The sequence below is a fragment of the Halomonas sp. TD01 genome (genome assembly GCF_923868895.1).
GTDB lineage: Bacteria > Pseudomonadota > Gammaproteobacteria > Pseudomonadales > Halomonadaceae > Vreelandella.
Map to the genome: position 1 here is coordinate 3,025,371 of NZ_OV350343.1, position 26,522 is coordinate 3,051,892.

Annotated in this window: 20 protein-coding genes; 14 read left to right on the forward strand and 6 right to left on the reverse strand. The window is 52.5% G+C overall.

Features of this window, described 5'->3' with window-relative positions; all coding sequences use genetic code 11:
- Positions 1-3 precede the first annotated feature (3 nt).
- Entirely contained in the window at positions 4-957 is a 954-nt protein-coding gene (locus L1X57_RS13530) for a GlxA family transcriptional regulator (protein WP_009724581.1), read from the reverse strand.
- A 146-nt stretch (positions 958-1,103) separates the two neighbouring features.
- Here L1X57_RS13530 and L1X57_RS13535 point away from each other — a divergent pair, with 146 nt between their 5' ends.
- Positions 1,104-1,982, forward strand: coding sequence for an MBL fold metallo-hydrolase (locus L1X57_RS13535; RefSeq protein WP_009724582.1), 879 nt, complete (start codon positions 1,104-1,106; stop codon positions 1,980-1,982).
- On the opposite strand, the gene L1X57_RS13540 is transcribed toward L1X57_RS13535, so the two are convergent.
- Entirely contained in the window at positions 1,979-2,893 is a 915-nt protein-coding gene (locus L1X57_RS13540; RefSeq protein ID WP_009724583.1) for a LysR family transcriptional regulator, read from the reverse strand. The genes L1X57_RS13535 and L1X57_RS13540 overlap by 4 nt on opposite strands.
- Positions 2,894-3,034: 141 nt before the next feature.
- On the opposite strand from L1X57_RS13540, the gene L1X57_RS13545 reads away from it, so the two are divergent.
- From L1X57_RS13545 to L1X57_RS13555, 3 genes are all read left to right on the forward strand, one after another.
- Positions 3,035-4,093, forward strand: coding sequence for an SDR family oxidoreductase (locus L1X57_RS13545; RefSeq protein WP_009724584.1), 1,059 nt, complete (start codon positions 3,035-3,037; stop codon positions 4,091-4,093).
- A gap of 1,282 nt (positions 4,094-5,375) precedes the next feature.
- Positions 5,376-5,618: a hypothetical protein gene (locus L1X57_RS13550; protein ID WP_009724585.1), complete on the forward strand. Its 243-nt coding sequence runs from the start codon at positions 5,376-5,378 to the stop codon at positions 5,616-5,618.
- Between the two features lie 83 nt (positions 5,619-5,701).
- Positions 5,702-6,622 (forward strand): extracellular catalytic domain type 1 short-chain-length polyhydroxyalkanoate depolymerase, encoded by a 921-nt coding sequence (locus L1X57_RS13555; RefSeq protein WP_009724586.1) that lies wholly within the window; start codon positions 5,702-5,704, stop codon positions 6,620-6,622.
- A gap of 111 nt (positions 6,623-6,733) precedes the next feature.
- Here the strand turns inward: L1X57_RS13555 and lhgO are convergent, their stop codons facing one another.
- Positions 6,734-7,948 (reverse strand): L-2-hydroxyglutarate oxidase, encoded by a 1,215-nt coding sequence (gene lhgO / locus L1X57_RS13560; RefSeq protein ID WP_009724587.1) that lies wholly within the window; start codon positions 7,946-7,948, stop codon positions 6,734-6,736.
- Positions 7,949-8,012: 64 nt separating this feature from the next.
- The gene (gene glaH / locus L1X57_RS13565; protein WP_009724588.1) at positions 8,013-8,975 is read right to left on the reverse strand and encodes a glutarate dioxygenase GlaH; all 963 of its coding nucleotides are present in this window, start codon (positions 8,973-8,975) and stop codon (positions 8,013-8,015) included.
- A 347-nt stretch (positions 8,976-9,322) separates the two neighbouring features.
- Between glaH and L1X57_RS13570 the strand changes: the two genes are divergently transcribed.
- The 3 genes from L1X57_RS13570 to L1X57_RS13580 all read left to right on the forward strand — a co-directional run bounded on the left by L1X57_RS13570 (position 9,323) and on the right by L1X57_RS13580 (position 15,996).
- Complete coding sequence (locus L1X57_RS13570) at positions 9,323-14,542, forward strand: DUF4011 domain-containing protein (protein ID WP_009724589.1); 5,220 nt, start codon at positions 9,323-9,325, stop codon at positions 14,540-14,542.
- Between the two features lie 95 nt (positions 14,543-14,637).
- Positions 14,638-15,273 carry a LysE family translocator gene (locus L1X57_RS13575; RefSeq protein WP_009724590.1) on the forward strand — a complete coding sequence of 212 codons (636 nt, stop codon included), beginning with the start codon at positions 14,638-14,640 and terminating at the stop codon, positions 15,271-15,273.
- Positions 15,274-15,597: 324 nt separating this feature from the next.
- The gene (locus L1X57_RS13580; protein ID WP_009724591.1) at positions 15,598-15,996 is read left to right on the forward strand and encodes a hypothetical protein; all 399 of its coding nucleotides are present in this window, start codon (positions 15,598-15,600) and stop codon (positions 15,994-15,996) included.
- A gap of 141 nt (positions 15,997-16,137) precedes the next feature.
- Here the strand turns inward: L1X57_RS13580 and L1X57_RS13585 are convergent, their stop codons facing one another.
- Positions 16,138-16,662, reverse strand: coding sequence for a tyrosine-type recombinase/integrase (locus L1X57_RS13585; RefSeq protein WP_234667760.1), 525 nt, complete (start codon positions 16,660-16,662; stop codon positions 16,138-16,140).
- Between the two features lie 326 nt (positions 16,663-16,988).
- A complete protein-coding gene (gene lacI, locus L1X57_RS13590; protein ID WP_000805902.1) occupies positions 16,989-18,071 on the reverse strand; it encodes a DNA-binding transcriptional repressor LacI in 1,083 nt (360 codons plus the stop codon).
- 297 nt (positions 18,072-18,368) lie between these two features.
- Here lacI and L1X57_RS13595 point away from each other — a divergent pair, with 297 nt between their 5' ends.
- From L1X57_RS13595 to L1X57_RS13625, 7 genes are all read left to right on the forward strand, one after another.
- Positions 18,369-21,020, forward strand: coding sequence for a DNA-directed RNA polymerase (locus tag L1X57_RS13595; RefSeq protein ID WP_015992287.1), 2,652 nt, complete (start codon positions 18,369-18,371; stop codon positions 21,018-21,020).
- A gap of 854 nt (positions 21,021-21,874) precedes the next feature.
- Complete coding sequence (locus L1X57_RS13600; RefSeq protein WP_143759790.1) at positions 21,875-22,405, forward strand: hypothetical protein; 531 nt, start codon at positions 21,875-21,877, stop codon at positions 22,403-22,405.
- A 21-nt stretch (positions 22,406-22,426) separates the two neighbouring features.
- The gene (locus L1X57_RS13605) at positions 22,427-23,008 is read left to right on the forward strand and encodes a hypothetical protein (protein ID WP_009724595.1); all 582 of its coding nucleotides are present in this window, start codon (positions 22,427-22,429) and stop codon (positions 23,006-23,008) included.
- A 264-nt stretch (positions 23,009-23,272) separates the two neighbouring features.
- A complete protein-coding gene (locus L1X57_RS13610; protein ID WP_009724596.1) occupies positions 23,273-23,863 on the forward strand; it encodes an O-methyltransferase in 591 nt (196 codons plus the stop codon).
- A 52-nt stretch (positions 23,864-23,915) separates the two neighbouring features.
- On the forward strand, positions 23,916-24,296 hold the full coding sequence (locus L1X57_RS13615; protein ID WP_009724597.1) for an NUDIX hydrolase: 381 nt from the start codon (positions 23,916-23,918) through the stop codon (positions 24,294-24,296).
- A 14-nt stretch (positions 24,297-24,310) separates the two neighbouring features.
- Complete coding sequence (locus tag L1X57_RS13620; RefSeq protein ID WP_009724598.1) at positions 24,311-24,856, forward strand: DUF6624 domain-containing protein; 546 nt, start codon at positions 24,311-24,313, stop codon at positions 24,854-24,856.
- A 350-nt stretch (positions 24,857-25,206) separates the two neighbouring features.
- Positions 25,207-26,520: a S8 family serine peptidase gene (locus tag L1X57_RS13625; protein WP_009724599.1), complete on the forward strand. Its 1,314-nt coding sequence runs from the start codon at positions 25,207-25,209 to the stop codon at positions 26,518-26,520.
- Positions 26,521-26,522 lie beyond the last annotated feature (2 nt).

A 26,522-nucleotide genomic window follows, 5' to 3' on the forward strand; every position in this document is an offset into this window, starting at 1 on the left:
AACTCAGGCGTTGCCGCCGAAGGTCTTACGCCAGTCGCGTGGGCTGACTTGATGATGCTGCCTAAAGTGTTGACGGAAAGATGTCGCTGTATGAAAGCCAACTCGTTCCGCAATCGCTTCCACCGACAAGGAAGTAGTTTCCAGTAGCTCACGCCCACGCCGTAACCGCTCGTTGACAAGCCACTCCACCACCGTCATTCCGGTCGCTTTTTGAAAGTGGCGCGTGAAGGTGCGTCTGCTCATGGAGGTTCGAGCGGCTAGCTCATCGATGCGATGCGAACCGACTAGGTTTTCTCTCAAATAGTCCAATAAGCGATTGATATGGGCGTCTTGAGTGGAGATGGCAACGGGTTGCTCAATGAATTGCGCCTGCCCACCTTCGCGGTGCGGGGGAACCACCATAATACGGGCAATCTTGTTGGCAATCTTCGCGCCGTAATATTTGCGCACCAAGAACAAGCAGCAATCCAGGCCTGCCGCCGTGCCTGCGGACGTCACTAGACGATCCTCCTCTACATAAAGCGCATTGGTGTCCAGCTTGACCTTTGGGAAGCGGCCACTAAAGTCCTGCTCGGCGACCCAGTGAGTTGACGCCCGCCTGCCGTCGAGCAGTCCAGCGTACGCCAGTGCATAAGTGCCGTAACAAAGCCCCACCACATGAGCGCCCCGTTCATGGCAGCGGACGAGCGCCTCGGCCAGCTCAGGCGGTGGTGGTTCATCTAGGTCATGCCAGCCAGGTACCACGGCTATATCCACGTTATCCAAGAGCGTTAAGCCGCCATTGGGCCTTATTGTCATCACCTCCTCACTCTCTAGCGAATCTTCCCAAGGTGCGACGATGGTCAGATCGAAGAGTGGGTGATCGGGGAGAGCCATGCCGAACACCGTATAGGGCACCGAGAAATGAAAAGGAGTGATACGGGGATGGAGAATTAAACCTACACGGGGTAAGGACATGGCTAACTCCTATGGTGTTCTCAACTTAACCGTACCATGATGGCCCAAAACTTTCGAACACTGGCTTTCAGGCCAATTTTTTTGTCGGTCGTTTCTCTCTACACTGCCTTCCATCAACCCAACAGCGTATTGAAGGAAGTCGTTAGATGCTCATCAAAACCTTATCCAGTTCCCTTTTCGTTGCCACGGCTTTCATCGCCGGTAGCGCATTTGCAGAGTCAGGCTCTCAGGAGACAACGCAGCAGGTGCAGCAGATTCGCAATGCAACGGTGAAAATCACCTATGGGGACACCACCTTTTTGGTGGACCCGATGCTGGCCGAGCAGGGCGCTTATCCTGGCTTCGAAAATACCTACCGTAGCGAGTTGCGTAACCCGCTGGTGGGGCTGCCCATGCCCGTTGAGGAGATAACCGACGGCGTCGACGCCATCATCGTTACTCACACACACCTCGACCACTGGGACGATGCTGCCCAGGAGCTACTGCCGAAGGACATGCCCCTGTTTGCACAGAATGCTGCCGATGCTGAGCTTATTCGCGCTCAGGGTTTCAGCGATGTGCGTATTTTGGACGGTGAGGCGGAATTTGGTGGAGTGACACTGCATAAAACGGGCGGTCAGCATGGCTCTGACACTCTCTACGCTGTGCCTGAATTGGCGGAAACCCTCGGTGAAGTGATGGGCGTGGTCTTCGAGGCGCCGGGACAGAAGACAACCTATTTAGTCGGCGATACCGTGTGGCGTGACGAGGTAGAGCAGGCACTGGAGCGCTATAACCCCGACGTGATCGTGCTGAATACTGGCGCCGCCGAGTTAACCAGTTTTGAAGGTGATCCCATTATTATGGGTAAAGAAGACACGCTGCGCACCCATCAGGCAGCCCCCAATGCGTCGATCATCGCGGTGCATATGGACGCCGTGAACCATATGACGCTAAGCCGTGACGAGCTGGCCGAATACGTGCAGGAAGAGGGTCTCCAGGAACACGTATTGATTCCCGCCGACGGCGAAGTCATCTCCTTTTAATCCCAAGGAGGAAGGGGAGCCAGCGACTCGAACAAGTAGTCGAGAAAAACGCGAACCTTGCGTGAACGAAGACGGCGTTCGGTGGTAAGCACGTGGATGTCGCGTCGCCCGGGCATGACCTCGCAGCGCCAGTATTCAAGCAGTGCGACCAATGTCCCGGCTTTGAGCTCGTCAGCAATTAGCCAGGTTGGAAACATCACCAGCCCCTGCCCCAAAAGGGCCGCATGGACCAAGCTGATAGCATCGTTGCTGTAAAGGTTGCCGGTGACTTCGAAAGGCTTGGCGCTCGTTTGATCCGGTGCCTGAAAGTACCATCGCTGGCGGCCCATCTCGCCCTGATAGATCAGGCAATTGTGATTAGCGAGTGCCTCCGGCGATTCGGGCTCACCGTGTGCTTGAAGATAGCTCGGCGACGCCACGATCACGTAATTCATCGGTGCTAGACGGCGCGCGACTAGCGATGAGTCTGCGAGATTGCCCACGCGAAAGGTGATGTCGTGCCCTTCGCGAACCGGATCGACCACGTGGTCGTTGAGTTGCAGTTCGGCCTTGATGGAAGGGTACCGGTCTTGAAAGCGATGAAGCAGGGGCACAATCTGACGCTGACCAAACGCTACCGGGGCATTAATGCGTAGCATGCCGCTGGGCTCAGCATTGGGGTGCGCCAAGGCCTCTGTGGCGAAGTCGAGCTGCTCTAGAATATCGCGTACTTCTTCGTAGTAACGCCACCCCGCCTCGGTAAGTGCCACGGCTCGGGTATGCCGGTAAAACAACGGCTGACCTACGTCCTCTTCCAAGCCTTGGATCTGCCTAGAAATGGAAGAAACCGCTCGATGGAAGTGGCGAGCGGTAGCGGTGAAGCTTCCCGTCGCAGCGACACGCTCGAATACGCGCAGGGCATTGAGATCCATCGTGTTGAAACTCCTTAAGTTGCGTCTTGTGCAATAAAGATTTGCAGTGCTTTTGATTGTAGCAATGAACGACCGCTACCAGAATGTGGGCATCGGCTGCCCGCTTGGCGGCCAGACATCATTCACGAAAGGATAAAGCCCATGCGTAAAGGGATTGCACTAGTCGTCGGTGCCACCGGAATCACTGGTGGCAATTTAGCTTCCTACCTAGTGGCTAGCGGTTGGACGGTTTACGGGCTATCACGCCACGCCAGCGAACAGAACGGCGTGATTCCAGTGACCGCGGACCTGCTCGATGCGTCCGCTACCCAAGAGGCGTTGGCCGGCCTGCCAATTACCCATGTGTTTTACTGCACTTGGGTCGGTCGCGAGAACGAGAAGGCCAATGTCGAGGCCAATAGTGCCATGATGCGCAATCTTTTCGCGTCGCTTGATGACGTTAATCTAGAGCACGCATCGCTGGTTACGGGAACCAAGCAGTATCTCGGTTCGTTTGAAGCCTACGGCAGTGGTCGCATTGAAACGCCGTTCCGCGAATCCGAGCCGCGGGTTCCTGGCGATAACTTTTACTATGCGTTGGAAGACGTCTTGTTCGAAAACGCCGAGCGTCAAGGCTTTGCCTGGAACGTTCATCGTCCGCACACGGTCATTGGCTACGCCCGTGGTAATGCCATGAACATGGGCACCACGCTTGCCGTCTATGCCTCAATTTGTAAGGCAACCGGCAAGCCATTCATATTCCCCGGTTCGCAGATTCAATGGAACGCACTAACTGACATGACTGACGCGCTGGTTTTGGCGCGCCAAATGGAGTGGGCCGCGACGACACCGGGAGCGGCGAATCAGGCATTCAACACGGTTAACGGTGACGTTTTTCGCTGGCGCCGTATGTGGCGTGAGATTGGCGAGTACTTCGGCCTTGAAGTGGTCGAATGCTCTGAAACGACGCAGCCGTTAGACACACAGATGGCCGGGATCGACGACACTTGGCGTGAAATTGCCGAGAAGCACAATCTGGTCGAGGCTGATGTCACTAAACTTGCCTCATGGTGGCATACGGATGCCGATCTGGGCCGTGACCAGGAGTGTGTCAACGATACTACCAAGTCACGCGATTTCGGTTTCGACCATTTCCGCGAGACCCGCAGCGCCTTCTTCGACCTATTTGATCGCCTACGTGCTGAGAAGATCATTCCCTAATAGCAAAATATCAGCAAGACGAAAGCTTGTAAAACAAGACTCGGCGTCGCTAGGCGCTGGGTCTTGTTATTTATGGAACTGGATTTTCTGAAACTATAAAATTTATCAAATTGACAGCCTTTGGCCGCATACTGATTAATAGACCAAAGTGATTTGTAGAAAACACATGTCGAGGGACTGCTTTTCCACCGTACCCCAACCATCCTAAACCTGTGCACCATGCAGCGAATTTCCCATCTGAAAAATTCCAACATCAAAGTACTAACCCCTGAAGATTGGGCGCTATACAAGTCAGTCAGGTTGGAATCGCTCAAGGATTCCCCTGGCTCGTGCGATCAGGAAGCGGCATTGTCAGATTCTGATTGGCAGTTCGTTTGTATTGGTCGTCTGGCTTTATAGGTACGGGCCAGGCGATGCAACTTAGACGTGATTCATTTCTTATGATGCAGCCCAAGAAAATGATGTTACACGGTTCTGCATAAAGCCCCCTATAAAAACTTTTTAAACGCAAAAGTGCGCTCGAAACAAGCCCTCCGACGTTTTGGTTAACTAGGCGATATCGTTCTGTTTACCTCTTTTAAGCACTATGTTGGCGCAGATTGCGTGAGCCTTTAGTTCACATTTTTTAAATTTAACAAAACTACGTTCGCCAGCGCACAGTGAGTATGTGTTTTAAGGTCCATCCTGAGGTTAAGCGAGACAAGGGAAGTGTCTAAACAAGGACGTTGCGCTATGCGCTGCCAGGAAGGCAGCGCCACTATGATTCTTTTAATTCGGTGTCGCAAGGAGTGCGGCACTATCTTTAGTGATTTCACTGATTAAAGCTCAGTGTTAGATTGTTGTATTAAAATAATTATTATTGCTTCTTTGATAAGCAATAAATATTTCCCAGGCTACATAGCCCCAGCATGTACTTAAAAAATTCATAATACTACGTTCGCCAACGCACAGAGAGTACGTGTTTTAAGGTCCATCCTAACGGTGAGCGTGGCAACGGAAGTGCCTAAAAAAGGACGTTGCGCTATGCGCTGCAAGGGATGAAGCGCGCCTTTCTTATTGTACGACAAGTCTTCGGTAGTGCTTCAGTTTTCGTCTTGCGGGTTGCGCTTGGCGTTGCTCTCGAAGAGCAATCTTGACACTCGGCCGCGCAGATGCCGATATCATGACTTATCAACGTTCATTACAAATGATGAGTCACTATACCTTTAGTGCCTAAAAGGATATTTATAAGTAAAGGATCGTACGAGTCTGCATTAAGTCGATCCACTGTAAGGAAAATATTATGAAAATCATCTTTGCCCTAACGCTTGGAACGATAGCCTTACTCTTGGCGGTTACCGCTCAAGATTCGCTTATTGCTCGAATCTTCCTTGCTGCGGTGGGCCTTGCAATATACGCGGTGGTGCTGATCCCAGGGGCTGCTCGCAAGGCATCTGGGTCTCGTCAGCCGGACGGGCCAACCATCGGTGAATTCAGCGATCGATCCCAAAAGAAGCCGCTAAAACTCCAGAAGGAACTCTTCTGAAAACGCGGACTTATTCTACGGGCTTTCTCTACGGACTTTTCTACAAGCAGCATGCGCCACACTACGCTGGCAAAGGAGGCTATATGCCGAGAACTTCAGGTAGCCAAGATCGTCTGACCGATTTGAAAGAGTTCGGAGCGGATCCCGGGTCGTTGCATGCAGACACCTATATTCCAAAGAACTTCTCTAAAAATGGGCCCCTTGTCGTTGTACTTCATGGCAGCACCCAGTCGGCAGAGGGCTATGATCTAGGGTCAGGTTGGTCGGCGCTTGCCGACGAATGCGGGATAGCACTTCTGTATCCAGAGCAAAGGCAAAGCAATAATCCGATCAGCAGCTTCAATTGGTTTAAGTCTGGCGATAGCCGCCGAGGCGAAGGCGAGCCACTGTCTATTCGTCATATGATCGAACAGGTCGTTGATGATCATGAGATCGACCCTGGGCGGGTTTTTATTACAGGGATGTCTTCGGGCGGCGCCATGACCTCTGTGATGCTGGCGACTTATCCAGAAGTGTTTGCGGGAGGCGCGATTATCGCCGGGTTACCTTACCGCAGCGCTGACAATTTGATGGAAGCGGTCGTTCGCATGAAAGGATTTGGCGGCCCGTCAGATAGTAAGCTCGATGAGCTGGTACGTGGAGCCTCGACATTCGACGGCCCTTGGCCAACGATCTCGGTCTGGCATGGCGGCAGCGATGCAACCGTCGATCATTCCAACGCCGACTCTATCGTTCGGCAGTGGCAGAAAGTTCACAAGGTTGAAGGGCCGCCGACAAGGGTGGAGGAGGTTGACGGCTTTCCTCGACAGGTTTGGAGCAACCCTGACAAGCGGGAAGTGATCGAAGAGTACATCATCGAAGGAATGGGACACGGCACGCCGATTATGACTGATGGGGAAGAGGGGCTTGGTGAAGAAGACAAGTACATGCTGGAGGTTGGCATTTCTTCGACCCGTCACATCGCATATTTCTGGGGCCTTACTGAGTCCGTGAAAAGTTCCTAATAAAATATCGTCAAACGGTGGCTGGGCATATACCGCTGCCACCGTTTAGACACCCTTGTTGAGAACGAGCCCCCCATGAGCGGTTAAAGGCTCTGGCGACACGGTGATGTGTTAGCTCACTACGGCGGCGCTATCGCCAACCTGCTGCTTAACTTTCTCTACGATATACGCCCCAATGGGAATGGCAGACGTCGCCGCAGGCGAGGGTGCGTTACACACGTTGACAGTACGCGGCGTGTTGACGAACAGGAAGTCATCGACCAGCTTGCCATCGTTGGACACCGCCTGGGCACGCACGCCAGCTGGGTAAGGCTCAAGATCTGCCAGCGTTAAGCTCGGGCAGTACTTACGTACTTGCTGAAGGTAGCCTTTTTTATAGAGCGAGTTCTTAAACTCGGAAAGCCCTGGGCGTAGGTTGTCTTTCAGCACCTGACGAATGCCGCTATGGCGCAGCATGGCTAGCGTATCGGAAAGCGAGATGTCGGTCTTTCGATAGCCTTCACGTTTCCAGGCCAGTACCGCGTTGGGGCCGACCGTCACGCTGCCGTCAATCATGCGCGTTAGGTGAACGCCAAGAAACGGCATCGAAGGGTCAGGAATTGGGTAGATCAGATGGTTGACGATTTGATTGTGCTGCGTGGGAAGACGGAAGTACTCGCCGCGGAACGGGCAGATAGTGAAGTCCGGTTCGATACCTAGCATACGCACCACTCGGTCTGCCATCAGGCCTGAGCAGGACACCATGTAGCGGGTAGAAAAATCGCCCTGGCTGGTGGAAACCACCACCTCGTTGGTTCGTTCACTTAAGCCGGTCACCGACGTGGCGTAGCGAATCTCACCGCCAGCGGCTTCGAACTCACGGCCCATGGCAGCAGCCACTTCAGCATAGTTGACGATGCCGCTGGAGGGGACAAAGATACCACCGACGCCCGTGATGTTAGGTTCACGTTCGTGCAGTTCCTCTGCTTTCAGCCAATACCGCTCCAAGCCATTAGCCTCCGTGCGCTCCCACAGGGCCTTCATGCGCTGAAGCTCGAGGTCATTGGTGGCGACTAGCAACTTGCCGCATTCATCGTAGGCAATGCTGTGTTCGTCACAAAACGCCTTGGTGGCGAGGTTTCCCTCTAGACAGAAGCGCGCCTTTAGGCTGCCGGGCGTGTAGTAAACCCCTGCATGAATCACGCCACTGTTGTGGCCTGTTTGATGACGGGCAGGGCCATCCTCTTTCTCAACCAGCAGCATCTTCTTGTCAGGGTAGGCGCGGATAAGCTGCATGGCCGTCGACAGCCCAAGAATGCCGCCCCCGATAATAATGTAGTCGTACATAGGCGTCTCGGTAGTCAAGGGGAAAAGGCCACCGTCATGGCGGTGGCCGACTTGTTTTTGGTGATTATACCTGACGCGGCTGGCGCAGCGTTTTGGCATGAGTGAAATAACCGCGCTGACGCATCAGCTCACGACGTAGGTCAGGGTGCGGGGTGAAGCGATCACGCCCATGTAGCCAGAAGTGATTGTTAATAAGTAGGAAGCTGCCGGTAGATACCGGAATCGATAGCTTATGTTGACTACCTTCCAGCGAATCAGAAAGATTGGCTAGCCAGTTACCTTCCTCAAAGTTCTTCGGCTGAACGAACTGGTCGATGTAAGACATGATCGGGCGACCCTCGGTATCCACATCGAACACGGGGTGGTAGATGTCGCGATCAACATTCTTACTGGGCGGCGCGGTCCAGCGCATGTTACGACGCGCCAGTGGGTGAGGGTAGAACGTGTCTAACCCTTCCCAGTCATCGAGGTGCAGCAGTAGTGAGTTGCCACCTTGCATGTTCTGTTCGTCGACTTTCATCATCAACACGTAGTCGGTGTCCTGTTCCACGAACGTACCGTCGTTATGCAGCTCCATAACACGGTGCGGTTGACGTAGGTAACTGTCTGAGTTGTCAACGTTCTTCACCACAAAACGCGCATAGTACTGGCCGCTCATGGCGTCGTAATTGGAGCGTCCCATTAGGTGAGACACTGCCGTGGCGAATATCACCATGTTGTCTGCCTGCTCGACCTGATCCAGCCCCTCTGGCGTGACCAGAAATGCACCCGTATCCCGATCCACCATGGTATCGATCAACACCGGTTGTAAGGTGTTCTTGCATAGGTCATCAAGAATCTTGGCCACCCGGAAGCGTAGGAAAGACTTATATTCCAGTGCCTGAACCGGCCATTCCGACACGGCGTCAAGAAACGCTTGCACTGTCTCTTTTGGGAAGCTCAGTTGCAGTAAGCGGTCCGACTGCGGTGAGCGGCCAAGGGTGAAACCATAATGCTGCTGTGCGGGGATAGTGGCTGGAGCGTTCATTGGACGCCTCTCTTTAGCAAAAGAATGAAAAAGAACCGAATTCAAAAACAACCTACGCTTAAAAAATATCTACATTTTTATATTTCGTCAACGTTTTGTGATTATTTCATTAAAAATATCCGGCGATGGCTTTTTTGCTCTTGATGGTTCTTTAATTAAAATTTTGATTTCTAATGAAAAGATGAGGTTTTGCCTGTTGGCGGCACCTTGGTGGACAGATCTTTGCTACCAAAGGCTTGATGCATGACGTGATTTGGGGCGCTTACTCTGAGGTGCAGCAAGCTCAATGAGGTGTAGTATTTAGATAAAAGATCACCAGCGACTAATTTTGATTTTAAGGAAAGCCCATGCCGAACCAGGAAACTTCTGTACTCGAGATCCACGCGACGCTGGTGGAAAAGATCAATTTTGCCTGCCACCAAAGTGCGTTTGCGGTGTTACGGGAATTACAGATTGAGAACCTGAATGAAGAGCAGACTCTCTCTGATCTTTCCATTGTGCTAGAAGCATCGCCCGCTTTTTTGAAGCAGAAGACCTGGACGGTGGATCGGCTGGCAGCGGGCGGGAGGCTGGCGCTAAAGGATCGGGATCTTGAGTTGGATGGAGGTTTCCTGTTGGGGCTGACGGAATCCATGCGCGGAATGGTGACGCTTAGCGTTCGTCAGGGTGAGGAGGTCTTGACGGAGCGGGCAATGCCGGTGGAGCTACTGGCCTGCAACGAGTGGGGTGGCGCTGGCTACATGCCTGAACTGCTGGCAGCGTTTTGTACCCCCAACGACCCTGCGGTAGATCGGTTGCTGGGTCAAGCCAGCCAGATTTTGCGTAAGGCTGGCAAGCCGGATCAAATCAATGGCTACGAGTCTGGCAGCCGCGAGCAGGTATGGCTCATGGCCTCGGCGATTTATACCGCCATGATTGGTATGCAGTTGGGCTATGCGATGCCGCCCGCCAGTTTCGAAAATAATGGCCAGAAAGTTCGCCTGCCCAACCAGATTGAAAGCGCCAAGGTAGCCACTTGCCTGGACACCACCTTACTGTTTGCAGCCGCTCTTGAGCAGGCCCAGTTGAACCCGTTGGTGGTGCTTACCAAGGGGCACGCGCTTGTGGGGCTATGGTTAGAAAAGGAGGATCTTGCCAGCGTGGTGGTTGATGAGGCGGAAACCTTACGCCAGCGGATCCCCCTGCAAGAACTCATCTTGATTGAAACGACCTTGACCACGCAGCATCCCGCCCCGCCTTTTTCCAAGGCGGTGGAGTCAGGGAATAAACAAGTGGCATTAGACAAGGACAGCGAGTTTATTGCGGCGGTGGATATCCGCCGAGCGCGTGCTCACCGTATCAATCCGATTAGCCTGACGTCTCAGCTGGAAAACGCTGTCAATGCGAGTGATGAAACCGCCACGTTCGAGCCGTTTTTAGAAGAGGCACCCAGCCTGCCTTCATCAACGGTGCATATAGAAGAGGACGTATTTGAGGATTCGCCTGGTGGTCGGTTAGAGCGTTGGCAGCGCAAACTTCTCGACCTCTCGGCACGCAACCCATTGCTTAACCAAAAGCCAAATAAAACCAGCTTGCCACTGGTTTGTGGAGACCCCGCTGCACTTGAAGATGTATTGGCCACCGGTGCGCGTATTTCTATTGCGCCGTTTCCGAGGCTTCAGGCTCAAGATCAGGATGAGGATATTCATCGCCAACGCACGGGTGAAGATCTTAAGGACGAATACTCACGTGATGCACTGGCTAAGAAACAGGTGTTGGTGGATCTCACTAAAGAAGAGCTAGAGAAGCGCTCGGTGGACATTTACCGCAGGGCGCAAACCTCCTTAAAAGAAGGAGGCTCTAATACGCTGTTTCTGGCGGTAGGTTTTTTGCTATGGAAGCCGAACGATAAAGGTAACCGTCGTTATCGTGCCCCGTTAATTCTGCTACCGGTCTCGCTTGAGCGTAAGTCGGTGCGTAGTGGCGTGAAGATGGTTGCTAGCGATGATGAGCCTAGGTTCAACACCACGCTGCTGGAACTATTGAAGAAAGATTTTGCTATCGAGATCAAAGGCCTTACTGGCGCATTGCCCGAAGATGAGAGTGGCGTCGATGTGGTCAGCATCTGGAACCGCGTACGTCATGCCATTAAGGATGTGCCTGGTTTTGAGGTGGTCGAAGACGTTGTGCTGGGACATTTCTCCTTCGCCAAGTACCTGATGTGGAAAGATCTGATGGATCGCTCGGAGGCGCTGAAGGAAAGCCCCGTAGTGAAACACCTACTAGATACGCCACGTGAACCCTACGAAAGCGATATTCGTTTTGTCGATGCCAAGGATATCGACCGCGAGTACACCCCCGCCGATTTATTGACGCCTTTACCGGTGGATTCGTCCCAAATGTCGGCGATTGCCACGGCGGATAGGGGCAAAGATTTTGTCATTATCGGGCCGCCAGGTACTGGTAAGAGCCAGACCATCGGCAATCTGATTGCCCATATGTTGGGCAAAGGTAAAAAAGTACTGTTTGTTTCCGAGAAAACTGCCGCGCTGGAAGTGGTGCACCGTCGCCTGAAAGATATTGGCCTGGGGCAGTTCTGTTTGGAGCTGCACTCCAATAAAGCGAAGAAAACGGATGTATTGGATCAGTTGCGTACTTCCTGGAATAGCGCTTCTCAATTATCAGTGAGTGACTGGAAGGCAGAGGGAGAGCGCCTTAAAACGCTGCGTGATCGTTTGAATCATGTCGTCAATGCCCTACATCAGCGCCGTGGTAACGGCCTAACGGCGCACTATGCCATGGGCATTAAAATACGCGATGCCGATTTAGCCGTGAAGGTGAAACTGAGCTGGCCCAGCGCTGACGCTCACGACGAAAAACAGCTGGAACAGCTGCACGAAATGGCTGAACTGTTGCGCGTGCAGGCGAGCGCCGTGGGGAATTTGGTCGATCATCCACTGCGTGCTGTCAGCAACCACGATTGGCGTCCCCAATGGCAGGAAGATGTGGTGAGCGTCGCGAGGCAGTTGCAGGTCAGTGCAGGAAAAATGAAGCAGGATGTGTCGGCACTGGAAAAGGCGCTGGGCGTTAGCTTAGGCACGCTAAATCTGGCCAAGCTTTCGGCTGTGGCGGAATGCGGCCAAGTGCTGCTAGATGCCTATCGCCAGCAAGCCTCTTTCGCCCTGGAACCCGATGCGCCGGATCGTCTTGATGCGCTGGAAGAAGCGGTTATACAGCTTAAAGCTTATATCGCTACCCAGGAAAAACTCAGCTGCACCTATGCACCACTGGCTTGGAAAAACCTGGATGCAGCGGCGCTAGGCACTGCCTGGAAAGCCGCCAACGAGACGTGGTGGCCCAAACGCTGGTTTGCCAAGCGTAGTGTGGTGAAGCAAATGCGTGAAGGGGGAGCCCAGGGTGCTCCAAATCCCGACAATGACATTCCAGTGCTGAAGCAGTTACGCGAAACGGGCGACAATATTGATCGCTTAGACGGTGTACTGAAAGGTTTGAGAGGCTGGGACGCTTACAATTCTGACCCCGAGGCCATGGACGCTTTGAAGCTACTGGGTAACCGTGCCCGAGTAGCTGTGGGTAAGCTGGCCGATGATGCAGAGTCGCTAGCGATGCTACGGGGCAAGATTCGCACACTGCTCTACGATGCCAACGATTTGCTGGCGCCGGAAGCGCCGGTAGGGCGGGTGATTAATGATGTTAAAGCAACGTTTGAGGCCTTCACGGCGCTCAAAAGTCAGTTTGAAGTGCTGATTGGCTCAACGCTGGATGAGCATTTATCTGCCGAAAAGCCCGCTTTGGAAGCATTGAGCGCTCAGTGCCAGGAAATTGTCGATCATCATATTTCTTTAAAAGACTGGTGTGCCTGGGTACGTCGCCGTTCCGAAGCGTTGGATTACCAGCTTGGGCCACTGGTAGAAGCGATAGAAAGTGGCAGCGTAGCGGCCGCTGAGATCGAAGAGGTCTTCGAGGCAGCTTATTGTACGTGGTGGTCGTCAGCACTGATTGGTGAAGATGATGTGCTACGTACGTTCTCATCCCCAGAGCATGAAGCCGCCATCCACAATTTCCGCGAGTTGGACACTCGGTTCAGCGAGCTAACGGCCCACTATATCGCGGCAAATTTGGCGGGCGGTATTCCGGATCAGGAGGGTATCCAGAAAAGCTCTTCCTGGGGCGTACTGCGCCACGAACTGCAGAAGAAAATGCGCCACAAGCCGGTTCGGGAAATGATGGAAACCATCCCGGATGCGATCACCTCCTTGGCTCCCTGTCTCATGATGTCACCGCTCTCTATTGCGCAGTTTCTTTCGCCAGGGCAGGCATTGTTTGATGTGGTGATTTTCGATGAGGCCTCTCAGATTACCGTGTGGGATGCGGTTGGATCACTCGCTCGCGGTAAGCAGGTCATTGTCGCGGGGGACCCAAAACAGATGCCGCCGACCAATTTCTTTGGCCGCTCTGATGATGACCCTGATGGCGATGTGGATGGGGAGGGCGACCTGGAGAGCATTCTGGACGAGCTAATGGGGGCCAGTATTCCTCAGCGGGTATTGAACCTGCATTACCGTTCACGCCGCGAGAGCTTAATCGCATTCTCTAACAGCCGTTACTACGACAACTCTTTGGTGACGTTCCCTGCTCCCGTGCACCCGGATAAAGGCGTTTCGCTCGTGCGTCCAGAAGGTTTTTATGCCCGTGGTAAAGCACGCCATAACCAGGGCGAGGCCAAAGCAATTGTGGCTGAAATCGTTCGGCGACTAACCTCCGACGATGAAGCGGTGCGTCGCCAGTCTATCGGTGTGGTGACCTTCAATACCGAACAGCAGAGCTTGATTGAAGACCTGCTCGATAAAGCGCGCGGAGAAGACCCTGGTATCGAGTGGGCATTCTCCGACGACGAGCTGGAGCCAGTGTTCGTGAAAAACTTAGAGACGGTGCAGGGGGACGAGCGAGACGTGATCCTCTTTAGCATCACCTACGGCCCAGACGAGGCGGGGCATGTCACCATGAACTTCGGCCCGCTAAACCGCAACGGCGGCGAGCGGCGATTAAACGTGGCCATGACCCGCGCCCGCTCTGAGATGATGGTGTTTTCCACTTTGTCGCCAGAGCGTATCGACCTATCCCGCACCGCAGCTCGCGCGGTGGCAGACCTGAAGCACTTCCTGGAATATGCCGAACGCGGTGCCTCGGCACTGGGCGCCGCCACTCATGGCTCAGTGGGTGACTTTGAGTCGCCGTTTGAGATTGCGGTTGCCAGAAGCCTGCAAGAAAAAGGCTGGGTCGTACATCCGCAAATCGGCGTTTCGGCCTACCGTATTGATATGGGCATTGTTCACCCGGATAAACCAGGCATCTACTTAGCGGGCATCGAGTGTGATGGCGCTATGTACCACAGCTCTGCGTATGCTCGTGAACGCGACAAGGTGCGCCAGGGGATGCTGGAAGGGCTAGGCTGGACACTATTTAGAGTATGGTCAACGGACTGGTGGACGAATCGAGCCAAGGCGATAGATGCATTGGATGCAGCCTTGTCGCAGCAGTTGGAAAAAGCTCGATCAAATAGCTGAGGCTTTTAAGATAGCAGAATAAGCTTCTCACAGAGCACTCTATCATTGAGAAGCTTATGCTAACTTAGTCATGACGACTTCTAAGGTGCTGCCCTATGTCTATCGAAATTTGGTTTGCCTTTGCGCTTGCATCCGTGGCCTTGCTCGCTATTCCTGGGCCGACGATTTTGACGGTTGTCAGCTACTCCATCGCCCAAGGCCGGCGGGCTAATATCCCACTTGTCGCAGCGGTTGCTCTAGGCGATTCCACGGCGCTGATTTTTTCGCTACTAGGCTTGGGTGCTGTTTTGGCTGTTTTGGCTGCTTCGGCGTTTTGGTTCACCGTTATTAAGTGGATCGGCGGTTTGTACCTGCTCTATATGGGAATAAAGCTGTTACGTGCTGGTATTTCATCGGTTCAGCCGGTAACACCCGCCGTATCAGGGGCGCGCTGGAAGCTGTTCACCAATACCTATTTGGTCACGGCACTGAACCCAAAGGGCATCATCTTTTTCGTCGCCTTTTTGCCGCAATTTGTTAACCCTGGTGCTAATGCGGGGCAGCAGTTGTGGATTTTGGCAGTCACGTTCGTGGCGTTAGCGACACTCAATGCCACGCTTTACGCGGTGTTCGCCACATCCGTGCGCAAGATGCTTACCTCGCGCCGCGCCCAGCGCCGTTTCAATGTCGTGGGGGGAACACTGCTCTCTTCGGCGGGTGTCTGGGCACTGCTGGCTAAGCGGCCTGCGTAATAGGCGTTTGGTGATTTTAGGCTGTCAGGAAACCGACGAATTAACCGTGATCAGGGATGCCGGCATTCACAATAAGTGGCGGCATCCCGCTCCTGCCCATGGTGAGACCAGAGCTAGACGACTAATTTCTAATGACGGCAGCAATCATTATCTGCTAGCTTTGAGGCTAAGTGGATTTTGATATTTGCAGGTTGTTGAATAAAAGTAAGCGGAGTCGGTTACTGCGATTAGACACCTTGCTAGAAGTCCGTTTTCGACCCTGAGCGGACATTCGGCCAACGCGGGATGCTGGTTCAGCACTGTAATGCTTCATGGAGGTAACGAATGAACAAAGATCAATTTATTGCGATTCTTAACAGGAATGGCAGCTTTCATGAAAAAGACCTGGAAGAGATCGATGTTAATTGGAGAGCAGCAAATGAAGCGGCTCTATCTGTAAGTGCAGCAATGCCGGGTATAGGTTTTCTTTCTGTTAAGCAGCGACTCAATGCTTTTTTCGCTGCATGCCGTCATTTCGACAAACTCATTGACGAAAGTGGTTTAACTGAAGAACAGGCTCAATTGGGGTTAAGTATTTTAAGGCTAATAAATAGTAAATTTAAGAAGGCAGTTGTCATGTTTGAAACACGGTCTAACAGGTTCGATGTTGCTGCTCGTGCTGATATGCCAAGAACTGCACGGCAGTGCCTTGATGTAATCCAATATACTGGCTACCAAAAATAAAAAGCATAACAAAGCCATCAATTTGACCGCTTTACGCTGTGCTCCAAGCGGCTAATTATGGCGGGCGTTATATCAACCAACGCTGAATGTCCTCTCTTGGCCGGACAACGACGGCCCAAAATAGGCCTTCGTTTATCCTCATCAAACTTCTGTCTGTTCTGCCATTTCCAACGCGTAATCAACCTCTATCCCTAGATACCTGACGGTGCTTTCCAGCTTCGTGTGACCCAGGAGCAGTTGCACTGCCCTAAAGTTTTTCGTGCGGCGGTATATCAGCGAAGCTTTTGTACGACGCATCGTGTGCGTGCCATACATTGACGGATCTAGACCTATTTCGGTGACCCAGGCTTTTACAATACGGGCATATTGGCGCGTTGAAAGATGCTTTGCGCTATTGATTCGGCTGGGAAACAGGAAGTCTTCGCTTCGGAGCTGAGCAAGCAGTATCCAGTCGATAATAGCGATTCGAGTTTGCTCGGTAATTTCGAACTGGACAGGCCGATGTGCCTTTTGCTGCATCACAATGGCTCGTGGAGATATGCACGCACCATGAGCTATATCCCGTACCCGTAAATTGACGAGATCGCAGCCCCGTAACTTGCTATCGATGGCTAAATTGAAGAGGGCAAGATCTCGTGTCTTTTTTTGCAAGTTGTAGCTGAACACGGATGGCCCAGATATCTCTAAGACGTAGAGGTGTCTTCTGCCCAACCAACTTGCCTTTATTCCAAGGTGTAAAGGAGATTTCTGTCGAGACGTTCATGGAATTTTCCTCCATTGGGTGGAGGTCAAAGAATGGATCAATTCGTGCACATCATGTGCTAAGGTTAATTTAAGGTCGGGGCTCGACCCTGAGCGGAAATTCTGGGAAATGCAGCAGGCGCGCGAGTTTTGGATATATAGCCTAATGGAAATTAATATCTGAAAGAATCATAGGCTTGGAACTAGACCCTCGAGCCGTCAATTGTCTGATTCGTTACCAATTAGAATTCTCACTGCCCGCTTTCCAGTCGGGAAACCTGTCGTGCCAGCTGCATTAATGAATCGGCCAACGCGCGGGGAGAGGCGGTTTGCGTATTGGGCGCCAGGGTGGTTTTTCTTTTCACCAGTGAGACTGGCAACAGCTGATTGCCCTTCACCGCCTGGCCCTGAGAGAGTTGCAGCAAGCGGTCCACGCTGGTTTGCCCCAGCAGGCGAAAATCCTGTTTGATGGTGGTTAACGGCGGGATATAACATGAGCTATCTTCGGTATCGTCGTATCCCACTACCGAGATATCCGCACCAACGCGCAGCCCGGACTCGGTAATGGCGCGCATTGCGCCCAGCGCCATCTGATCGTTGGCAACCAGCATCGCAGTGGGAACGATGCCCTCATTCAGCATTTGCATGGTTTGTTGAAAACCGGACATGGCACTCCAGTCGCCTTCCCGTTCCGCTATCGGCTGAATTTGATTGCGAGTGAGATATTTATGCCAGCCAGCCAGACGCAGACGCGCCGAGACAGAACTTAATGGGCCCGCTAACAGCGCGATTTGCTGGTGACCCAATGCGACCAGATGCTCCACGCCCAGTCGCGTACCGTCCTCATGGGAGAAAATAATACTGTTGATGGGTGTCTGGTCAGAGACATCAAGAAATAACGCCGGAACATTAGTGCAGGCAGCTTCCACAGCAATGGCATCCTGGTCATCCAGCGGATAGTTAATGATCAGCCCACTGACGCGTTGCGCGAGAAGATTGTGCACCGCCGCTTTACAGGCTTCGACGCCGCTTCGTTCTACCATCGACACCACCACGCTGGCACCCAGTTGATCGGCGCGAGATTTAATCGCCGCGACAATTTGCGACGGCGCGTGCAGGGCCAGACTGGAGGTGGCAACGCCAATCAGCAACGACTGTTTGCCCGCCAGTTGTTGTGCCACGCGGTTGGGAATGTAATTCAGCTCCGCCATCGCCGCTTCCACTTTTTCCCGCGTTTTCGCAGAAACGTGGCTGGCCTGGTTCACCACGCGGGAAACGGTCTGATAAGAGACACCGGCATACTCTGCGACATCGTATAACGTTACTGGTTTCATATTCACCACCCTGAATTGACTCTCTTCCGGGCGCTATCATGCCATACCGCGAAAGGTTTTGCGCCATTCGATGGCGCGCCGCTTCGTCAGGCCACATAGCTTTCTTGTTCTGATCGGAACGATCGTTGGCTGTGTTGACAATTAATCATCGGCTCGTATAATGTGTGGAATTGTGAGCGCTCACAATTAGCTGTCACCGGATGTGCTTTCCGGTCTGATGAGTCCGTGAGGACGAAACAGCCTCTACAAATAATTTTGTTTAATATCCAAACCAGTAGCTCAATTGGAGTCGTCTATATGTCAATTGCGGCGGCGGTGAACAAAAATGATTTCTCGGACGTTGAACTGGCTGCGATCCCGTTTAACACCCTGGCGGACCATTACGGTGCGGATCTGGCCCGTGAACAGCTGCAACTGGAACACGAAAGCTATGTGATGGGCGAAGAACGTTTCCGCAAAATGCTGGAACGCCAGGAAAAAGCGGAAGAATTTGGTGATAGCTCTGTTGCCAAACCGCTGATTATCACGCTGCTGCCGAAAGTCACGCAGCGTATTACCGACTGGCTGAACGAATGGGCAGATCCGAATAAAAAAGGCCGCAAACCGATTGCTTATACCCATCTGAAAGATATCAAACCGGAAACGCTGGCCTTCATTACCATCAAAGTGGTTCTGAATAAACTGGCGGGTAAAGATGACGCCTTTATGCAGCCGCTGGCATACGCTATTGGTAGTTCCATCGAAGATGAAGCACGTTTCGGCCGTATCCGCGAACTGGAAATGGCACACTTTAAAAAATGCGCTGAAGAAAACCTGAATAAACGTCGCGGCACCGCGTATCGCAAAGCCTTTCTGAGTGTCGTGGAAGCGGATATGCTGGACAAAGGTCTGCTGGGCGGTGAATCATGGGGCACGTGGAACAAAACCGATGTGATGAATATTGGTATCTCGATGCTGGAAAAACTGATTGAAGCCACGGGCCTGGTTGAACTGCGTGAAAAACGCAACTTTGAAGAAATGGATCGTATTGTCATCGCAGAAGAATACGTGAAAGCGATGGCCACCCGCGCACAGTCACTGGCTGGCATCTCGCCGATGTATCAACCGTGTGTTGTCCCGCCGAAACCGTGGGTGAGCATTACGGGCGGTGGCTACTGGGCAAACGGTCGTAAACCGACCGCTCTGATCCGTACCCATACGCGCAAAGCACTGTATCGCTACGAAGATGTTTATATGCCGGAAGTCTACAAAGCGATTAATTATGCCCAGGAAACCCCGTGGCGTATCAACCGCAAAGTGCTGGCGGTGGTTAACGAACTGGTTAAATGGAAAAACAACCCGGTCAAAGACATGCCGAGCATTGATAAACTGGAACTGCCGCAGCGTCCGGATGACATCGATACCAACGAAGAAGCGCTGCGTTCTTGGAAACGCGAAGCCGCAGCTGTTTACCGCAAAGATGAACAGCGTAAAAGCCGCTATCTGAGTATGTCCTTTGCACTGGAACAAGCTAACAAATTCTCTAACAAAAAAGCAATCTACTTCCCGTACAATATGGACTGGCGTGGCCGCGTCTATGCACTGCCGATGTTCAACCCGCAGGGTAATGATATGGTTAAAGGCCTGCTGACCCTGGCCAAAGGTAAACCGATTGGTAAAGACGGCTTTTACTGGCTGAAAATCCATGGTGCAAACACGGCTGGCGTCGATAAAGTGACCTTTCCGGAACGTATTAAATTCATCGAAGATAACCACGACAATATTATGCAGTGCGCGGAAAGCCCGCTGGACAATCTGTGGTGGACGGAACAAGATTCTCCGTTTTGCTTCCTGGCGTTTTGTTTCGAATATGCCCAGGTCACCAAAAAAGGTCTGGGCTGGGTGTGCAGTCTGCCGATTGCCCTGGATGGTTCATGTTCGGGCATCCAACACTTTTCCGCAATGCTGCGTGATGACATTGGTGGCCGCGCTGTTAACCTGCTGCCGAGCGAAACCGTCCAGGACATTTATGGTATCGTGGCAGATAAAGTTAATGAAGCTCTGAAAGAACTGGTCATCAACGGCACGGATAATTACACCGACACGGTGACCGATAAATCTACCGGTGAAATTATCGAACGTTATCGCCTGGGCGAAAAAGAACTGGCGCGTCAGTGGCTGGAATTTGGCGTCACGCGTAGCGTGACCAAACGCTCTGTGATGACCCTGGCCTACGGTTCAAAAGAATATGGCTTTCGTGACCAGGTTCTGGAAGATACGATTCGCCCGGCGATCGATTCGGGTAAAGGCGCCATGTTCACCAATCCGAGTCAAGCGGCCTCCTTTATGGCGAAACGCATTTGGGAAGCCGTGAGCGTTACCGTCGTGGCAGCTGTGGGTGCGATGAAATGGCTGCAATCATCGGCCAAACTGATGGCGGCCGAAGTGAAAGACAAGAAAACCAAAGAAGTTCTGCGTAAACGCTGCGCGGTTCATTGGGTCACCCCGGATGGTTTCCCGGTGTGGCAGGAATATCGTAAACCGAAACAAAAACGCGTTCACCTGATGTTTCTGGGTAGTTATTACGATGCGCGTATGAAAGAAACGAGCTCTGACTGTTCCATTGATGCCCATAAACAGGAAAGCGGTATCTCTCCGAACTTCGTGCATAGCCAAGATGGCAATCACCTGCGTATGACCGTTGTCTACGCGCGCGAAAAATATAACGTGGAAAGTTTTGCCCTGATTCACGACTCCTTCGGCACGATCCCGGCAGATGTTCCGAACCTGTTTAAAGCTGTGCGCGAAACCATGGTTAATATGTACGAAAACAATGACGTGCTGGCAGATTTTTATGAACAGTTCGCTGACCAACTGCATGAAAGTCAGCTGGATAAAATGCCGGCGCTGCCGCCGAAAGGTAAACTGAATCTGCAAGACATTCTGAAATCCGATTTTGCATTCGCTTAATACTAGTCCAGGCATCAAATAAAACGAAAGGCTCAGTCGAAAGACTGGGCCTTTCGTTTTATCTGTTGTTTGTCGGTGAACGCTCTCCTGAGTAGGACAAATCCGCCGGGAGCGGATTTGAACGTTGCGAAGCAACGGCCCGGAGGGTGGCGGGCAGGACGCCCGCCATAAACTGCCAGGCATCACTGCAGAGAATCTGGCAGGCTGCATTTTCCGGAAAAAAGTGCCAGCACGTTGATTCAATAATAGAACGCGCCGTCTAATACGCTGTTGGGACTTAGAATGAATGGGCAAGACTTAAGTTGCGATGATGAAGTACTACAAAATGGAGACCTACTATGTCGTCAGGATCAGCGGGCGCGCCCATGCCAAAGGCGTCCCCAATGCATCAGTTTCGCATTCAAGTATTGGACGGCGCTGGCCAGGTGTTCTATGGAGTAACCATCAACTTATATGCTCGCGACGCATATCTCGGCGGGATCGAAGAGTCCGACGGAGAAGCCACAATCCGATATCCGGCTTCGTTGGGACCTGTGACAGTTCTAATCGAAGCTGATGGCTACGAAGCCCAGACGACAATTGGCGCAGATCGATCATCCCACACGTTCTCGTTGCCCACGTCGCGTCAGCGCGTTACGGGGGGAAAGCGCGAAGCCCGCTGCGCCGACGGTACCTCTGGTCAGCCTTGCGTTGTCTGCGCGGTCGGCAACTCTACTGTGCGAATTTGTGCATAGATGGCAATGGCTCGCGGAAACCGTGACTTTGACGTAAGCGTTCGAGACGCAGATGGGAGGCCGCTTCTCGGACCTCGAATCACGTTTAAGGTAAATGGCGAAGAAGTGGGGGAAGTTCCTATGGCAGAAGGGCATGGGAGCATCCGTGATCTACACCCTGATGACACACTAGAGATAAGCGCCTCGTACCGCCTGCATAGAACGCAGATCGCGAAGCCCGGAAAAGAACAAGCTAGTCACACCTTCACATTCAACACGGTGGCTGCCATGAGCAAGGGTGCGGAGAAGATGTTCGCCGCAATTTTCGGTGTGGCTTTTCTCATAACGATCCTCGTGATTGCGCTGATCGTTCCGAATCCGACGCCATTTCAGTATCAGGTATTCCGTATAGTCTTAGCGGTAGCCGTGGGTGGCTTTACTGGCACGTTTAGCGGATTCCTTGAAGTGCAGATCTCTGGATGGCTAAAGGCTGGCGGGGCACTTGCTGCTTTCGTCATTGTCTTCTTCTACAACCCTGCGGCGCTGGTCGCCGAGCCCCCTCCAGCGCGTCCGGCAGCCGTGTCATCGATTCTCGATAGCCATCCCCGAAGCCTGCCCCAACAAGGCGCTGCATCCGACGGCCAGCCCGCTACGCGGCCTGTCCGCGGCTGAGCGCACGCGTTAGGAATACACATGGAAGAATACTGGCAACAACTTGCAGGCCTTATCGTCGCCCCAACATTGGTAGTGGCGGCTGTCGCCTGGATACTCAAAACAGTTATTTCGCAAGGTTTTGCCCGAGATATTCAGCACTATAAAAGCGAGCTAGATCGTGCAAATTTCGAGCACCAGCAGCGATTTTCGACGATCCATCAACGGCAAGCAGAGGTGATAGCGAACTTGTATGGAAAAATCGCCAAGAGCAAATCTTCAGCTGCCGATCTTGTAGGCATCTTTCAGCAGGGTAGCCAGCCGCTCACTGAAAAAAAGAAGCGAACAGCCGAAATTTATAATGACATGAGTGCTTATTTTTACCAAAACCGGATATTCCTTCCCAATGATGCCGCTGACAAAGCTGAAACGCTGATAGGTACCTTGCGAGACGTTTTAATCGAGTTTGATACTGCGCAGATGGGGAACGAGGAGTATAAGTCGGACGAGACCGGTCTCTGGATGCAATCCTACAAACGTTTGCGCGAGGAGGTGCCGCCAGTGTTAAACGAACTGGGAAGTGAGTTTAAGAAGCTTTTGGGAGTGATCGAAAGTGATTCCTAACCACGCCATGCACCGGACGCCAAAACCTGTGGTTCGCGCCGGTTTTGTCACCGGTGATGGCGGGCGTTAAAGCGCTACATCAGTGACACCTAAAAGACCGCTTTTGGCCGATTTCAGACCTTCGATTAATCTGGCGAAGTTCATTAAATGCGTTAATCTTAAAACGTTAAGTTTCTAAATTAGGTATACATAACATTTTGGCACCTTCTGAGGCTGACTAGTCGGCTCTCGTTTTAAAGCTGTTTAGATTGCTAGGGGGCAAGTGTGGTCGAATCATTACGCGAGTTACTAACTGAGTTAGAGCAATTTGGCCAGGAAAACGATGCTGCCATTGCTGATCGCCCGCATCGTATGCTCAATATTACCCGTGATACGGGGGAGTTTCTTTCAGTACTCACCCAAGCCACGAACGCAAAACGAGTACTGGAGATTGGCACCTCTAATGGCTATTCCACGTTGTGGTTTGCCCAGGCAGCTCAGAAGATTTCCGGGCACGTTACGACAGTAGAACTTTCCGAATACAAGTTCGATCAGGCAGCCACGAATTTTGAGCGCTCGGGGCTTTCTGACTACATTACCCTGCTGCGATGTGACGCTGGCGAGCTGCTGAAAAGCATGGATGATTCTTCGTTCGATCTGCTTTTTCTCGACTCTAACCGTTCGGATTATTTGCAGTGGTGGCCAACTATCAAGCGAGTTCTGCGAGAGGGTGGGCTTCTTGTGGTAGATAACGCCATTTCTCATGCAGACGAAATGGCAGCTTTTATCGAACTGGTATCGGCAGACCTCGATTTCACCACGTGCACCGTACCCGTTGGCAAGGGTGAATTCCTGGCAACACGCTGTGGTGGTTAAAGGCAGCCCTTATCACGGCTTGGCTAAGCCTAGATGAAGATGAGAGAACACTATGTTTCCTGTATCAATAAAAGGTGTTTTGATCTTACCCTCTGACGAGGTGGTGCTGGCGCTCAATGATCGCAAGGAGTGGGAATTACCCGGTGGGCGTATTGAGATTGGAGAGAACTCTACCGATTGCTTGGCACGGGAATTTAAGGAAGAGCTTGGTATCGATGTTGAGGCAGTTAACCTTGTCGATACTTACCTATTTGAAGTGGTACCGGATAAATATGTGTTCATCGTCACTTATAGCTGTCGTTTGATTGGGCAATTTACCCCTGTAGTGAGTCACGAGCATCACAAGATTGAAACGTTCCCAATCGATGATTTACCTAATAATTTGCCCATAGGCTATGCGAAGTCTATTCACCGCGCGTGCTGCGGGCGTTAACTGGAGAGGCTTGCATGGATCAACACCTGGCAGATGAATTGGTCGGAATGATGCAGGAAGACCAGCGGGTGCTGCGGCAGCTCTTCGATTCAGGTGAGCTGCCCTCTGAGTCATACCATCCACGAATGAAATCACTGCATGAGCAGCACGCTGGCCGTCTGAAGGAGATCATTAGTAGTGACGGCTGGCCTGGTATGTCGCAAGTGGGGGAGGAAGCTGCCAAAGCTGCTTGGCTAGTCGCTCAGCATTCTGTTTCAGATCCTGAGTTTATGGCGAAATGCGTCGGCTTACTAGAAGATGCAGTTGCTAAGAAAGATGTGATGGGTTGGCAGTTGGCATTCCTTCAGGATCGAGTGCGTACTTTAACTGGCAAACTTCAGTACTACGGCACCCAGTTCGATGTTGATGAAAATGGATGGCCAATACCCTTTCCCATTGAAGATTCCGCTACGGTTAATGAACGCCGTGCGCGTCTCGGATTGAACTCCCTGGAGGAACGCCAGGAGCAAATGACAGAGCAAGCGCGGAAGCGCCGTGCCAATATTGAGCAAACCAATTAGCCAAACGTAGCACTCGGACGCTCTTGTATTCACTTCGCTCAGAGCGACGCGCGACGAAGCGCAAACGCCTTAATAAAGCACACCCCGCCGCACATCGAGCTAAACGAGCTCTTCACTTATTAAACGGTGAGGTCGTCGACGGTATCATCCAACTGGCGAAGTTCGTTATGTGGGTTAAGCTGAAATCGTTAAGTTTCTAATTTAGATGGAACCGACATTTTACGCGTTACCATCTTTCGAGGCCGACCCACCGGCTCGGATTGGTCGTCTGGCGCAGGCAGTTTTCTTACAACGCCTTGCCGCCGAATTCGACCAACATCTTCATAGAGCCAAGCGAAAAGGAACCTACGATGGCGACAAAACCTAAGGGTAATGGCGGCGGTAAGTCTACGGGGAGTGAGTCGCTCAACTCTGTGTCGTGCGGAGCCGAACAGCTGCTATTAGCGGCACTGGAACGGGGTAACCACTGCCTTGAAACAGGTCGTTTTCTCATCAGTTACCGAGACGGGATGTTAGAGGAGGGCATCAAAACACTCAAAGACCGAAAATTTCGAGTCGCCGACGCCCGTGACTTTGCAGATCAAGCAGTTAGCTTGGAAGATGCCGGTGACGCTGAAGTAATGGTGTTTCCTGAGATCGGCGTCGCGCTCGTGGGTGGCGATGCCCTACAACAGCATGGGATGAGCGTGAATGATGCTGTTTTAACGGAAGGCCCGATAGAAATTATCGAGCCTGAATATTTTGCCTTCTCGGAAAACTCGGAGTATCTGCGCGGCTTTTTGCGGGCAGCGAGCACCATTGCTCAGGATCTTGGCGTTGATCGTGGTGCGGGGGAAACCGAAGAAAATCTTGACGATGAAGTCATCGGGGCGACCTGGGGATTAGCTAAATGCAGGGTTCCACAAAATAGTTGGAGTGGCGCCGGTATTAAGGTCGCCGTGCTAGATACGGGAATGGATTGTGGGCACCCAGACTTTGCCGACAGACCCTTCGACAGCCGCTCATTCGTAGGGCAGCCGGTTCAAGATATCAATGGGCACGGAACCCATTGTATTGGCACCGCTTGTGGGCCCAGGGCCTCCTCAGGAAGCACTCCAGGTTATGGTGTCGCTTTCGATGCGCGGGTTTTCGTTGGCAAGGTGCTGACCAACTCAGGCAGCAGCACTGGCGCAGGGGTGCTAGCAGGAATGAATTGGGCGATTGCCAATCGATGCGAGGTTATCTCGATGTCCCTTGGTAGTCAGAGCCCAGCGCAGGCAGCCTACACCCATGCCGGCGCGGCGGCACTTCGCAATGAATGTCTTATTATCGCCGCCGCTGGTAATGCTTCGATGAAAACGGGGGCGCCTGCCAATTCGCCAACCATTATGTCTGTCGCATCGCTTGACCCAAACTTAAGGCCATCCAGTTTTTCAAATTTTGGTAAGGTCGACATTGCGGCACCGGGGCGGGATGTGTTCTCGTCATGGCCTCGGCCGGTTAACTTTAAAACGATTAGCGGAACCAGTATGGCAACACCACACGTTGCTGGCTGCGCGGCGCTTTGGGCTCAGTCCGACTCCTCGCTGCGCGGAATGAATCTCTGGCGGCGACTGCTGTCTTCAGCACGGAAACTGCCATTTCCCGACGCCCGCGTAGGGGCGGGGTTGGTTCAGGCGCCCTAATG

Excerpts from the sequence above, each read along its gene's own strand:
- L1X57_RS13530 (WP_009724581.1), bottom strand. The coding sequence starts at position 957 with ATGTCCTTACCCCGTGTAGGTTTAATTCTCCATCCCCGTATCACTCCT.
- L1X57_RS13535 (WP_009724582.1), top strand. The coding sequence starts at position 1,104 with ATGCTCATCAAAACCTTATCCAGTTCCCTTTTCGTTGCCACGGCTTTC.
- L1X57_RS13540 (WP_009724583.1), bottom strand. The coding sequence starts at position 2,893 with ATGGATCTCAATGCCCTGCGCGTATTCGAGCGTGTCGCTGCGACGGGA.
- L1X57_RS13545 (WP_009724584.1), top strand. The coding sequence starts at position 3,035 with ATGCGTAAAGGGATTGCACTAGTCGTCGGTGCCACCGGAATCACTGGT.
- L1X57_RS13550 (WP_009724585.1), top strand. The coding sequence starts at position 5,376 with ATGAAAATCATCTTTGCCCTAACGCTTGGAACGATAGCCTTACTCTTG.
- L1X57_RS13555 (WP_009724586.1), top strand. The coding sequence starts at position 5,702 with ATGCCGAGAACTTCAGGTAGCCAAGATCGTCTGACCGATTTGAAAGAG.
- lhgO (WP_009724587.1), bottom strand. The coding sequence starts at position 7,948 with ATGTACGACTACATTATTATCGGGGGCGGCATTCTTGGGCTGTCGACG.
- glaH (WP_009724588.1), bottom strand. The coding sequence starts at position 8,975 with ATGAACGCTCCAGCCACTATCCCCGCACAGCAGCATTATGGTTTCACC.
- L1X57_RS13570 (WP_009724589.1), top strand. The coding sequence starts at position 9,323 with ATGCCGAACCAGGAAACTTCTGTACTCGAGATCCACGCGACGCTGGTG.
- L1X57_RS13575 (WP_009724590.1), top strand. The coding sequence starts at position 14,638 with ATGTCTATCGAAATTTGGTTTGCCTTTGCGCTTGCATCCGTGGCCTTG.
- L1X57_RS13580 (WP_009724591.1), top strand. The coding sequence starts at position 15,598 with ATGAACAAAGATCAATTTATTGCGATTCTTAACAGGAATGGCAGCTTT.
- lacI (WP_000805902.1), bottom strand. The coding sequence starts at position 18,071 with ATGAAACCAGTAACGTTATACGATGTCGCAGAGTATGCCGGTGTCTCT.
- L1X57_RS13595 (WP_015992287.1), top strand. The coding sequence starts at position 18,369 with ATGTCAATTGCGGCGGCGGTGAACAAAAATGATTTCTCGGACGTTGAA.
- L1X57_RS13600 (WP_143759790.1), top strand. The coding sequence starts at position 21,875 with ATGGCAGAAGGGCATGGGAGCATCCGTGATCTACACCCTGATGACACA.
- L1X57_RS13605 (WP_009724595.1), top strand. The coding sequence starts at position 22,427 with ATGGAAGAATACTGGCAACAACTTGCAGGCCTTATCGTCGCCCCAACA.
- L1X57_RS13615 (WP_009724597.1), top strand. The coding sequence starts at position 23,916 with ATGTTTCCTGTATCAATAAAAGGTGTTTTGATCTTACCCTCTGACGAG.
- L1X57_RS13620 (WP_009724598.1), top strand. The coding sequence starts at position 24,311 with ATGGATCAACACCTGGCAGATGAATTGGTCGGAATGATGCAGGAAGAC.
- L1X57_RS13625 (WP_009724599.1), top strand. The coding sequence starts at position 25,207 with ATGGCGACAAAACCTAAGGGTAATGGCGGCGGTAAGTCTACGGGGAGT.